Origin of the sequence: Mesorhizobium sp. M7A.F.Ca.CA.002.09.1.1, from assembly GCF_003998555.1 — a bacterium.
Lineage (GTDB): Bacteria > Pseudomonadota > Alphaproteobacteria > Rhizobiales > Rhizobiaceae > Mesorhizobium > Mesorhizobium ciceri.
Genome location: NZ_RZRR01001178.1, coordinates 1 through 1393 on the forward strand (window position 1 = coordinate 1; position 1393 = coordinate 1393).

The 1393-nt window shown below is 62.5% G+C and carries 1 protein-coding gene; it reads right to left on the reverse strand.

What is annotated here, in order from left to right; all coding sequences use genetic code 11:
- Positions 1-1360: ComEC/Rec2 family competence protein (locus EN994_RS31530; RefSeq protein ID WP_164746419.1), on the reverse strand; the 1360-nt coding region annotated here is incomplete at its 3' end.
- Between the last annotated feature and the right edge of the window lie 33 nt (positions 1361-1393).

Here is a 1393-nt window from a genome sequence, read left to right on the forward strand (position 1 = left end):
ACACACGCTGAAAATGCCAGATGGCAAACAGCGTCGTGGCGCTGCCGGCGATGATCGAGGTCATGGCCAGACCGATTGCCGCCAGCAGGAATTTTCGTGTCAGGAACCCGGGCAAGGATCGCTTCGGCGGCGGCGTTCTTGCTTTTCCCGCGCGGTGATCCGCCCAGCCGGCATAGGCGCCGACCAGAGCCGCGGTCGCGGCGAACGACATCTGAAAACTCGGGCCGACCACCTCATGCGGCGACACCACGATGACGGCGATCGCCGAGATCGCCAGATTGCGCATGGTGAGTGCTGCTCGATCGAACAGAACTGCAATCAGCATCACTGCCAGCATGATGAAGCTGCGTTCGGCGGCGACGACGATACCTGAGATGACGAGGTAGGCTGCGATCGAGAACAGTGCGGCGGCAGCGGCATACTTCTTGACCGGGCGACGCGCGGAAAAATCGGGAAACAAGGCGAAGGCGCCGCGCAGCAACCCCATGATGGTGCCGGCGACCAGAGCCATATGCAGTCCCGAAATGGAGATGATGTGGTAGATGCCGGTACGTCGCATCGCCTCATTGATGTCGTCGGGAATGCCGGCGCGCACGCCGACGATCAGCGCCGCGGCGATCTCGCCTTCGGCGCCGCCGACGCTCGCCCTGATATGGTCGGCGATGCCTTCACGGGCATTTTCCACGCTGGAGGAAATTCGGGCCGACAGCGGCATGTCGCCATCATCGCTGACGACAAGCTTGGGATTGCCGAGAAAGAACCCGCTGCCGCCAATGCCGGCAAAATAGCTGTCGAAGGAGAAATCATAGCTGTCCGGTCGCACCGGCCCGGTCGGCGGCAAAAGCTTGGCATATCCAGTGATGAGAGAGCCTGCGGTCACGTCAGCCGGGATCTTGCGTGCCGAAAGCCGTACCCGTTCCGGCGCATAGCGCAGTTTCGGTCTTGCGGTCGATGTTACGTCGATGGTCAGCCGGATACGGCCAGTTTCCATACGGTCGAGCGAGACGACGCGGCCGGTCACCTGCGTCGAGATTTCCGAGCCCAACATTTGTGTGCCCGCACGCCACGTCTCGACCTTGGCAGCAAGCAGCCCTAGGGCGCACAAAAGTGCCGCCATGAAACACAGATGGGTCTTTGGCCATGAGCGCGAGACCAGCGCACAGATCCCCGTCAGGATGACAACCGCGACAGGTCTCGCAAAGTCGGGTTCAGCCGTCAGCGAAAAATAGCCGATCGCTCCGATCGCAAGGCAGACCGGTACCAGCAGGAAGGCCACGCCCCGGTCGAGTTCCAGGCTCGCCGCCATGTTCACGCTGTGGCGCAGGCGTGGCAGTGATATCAGGCCGATCTGCCGGCGCACGCGCACGATCCTGCCGGTTCCGGCAACAGGAAC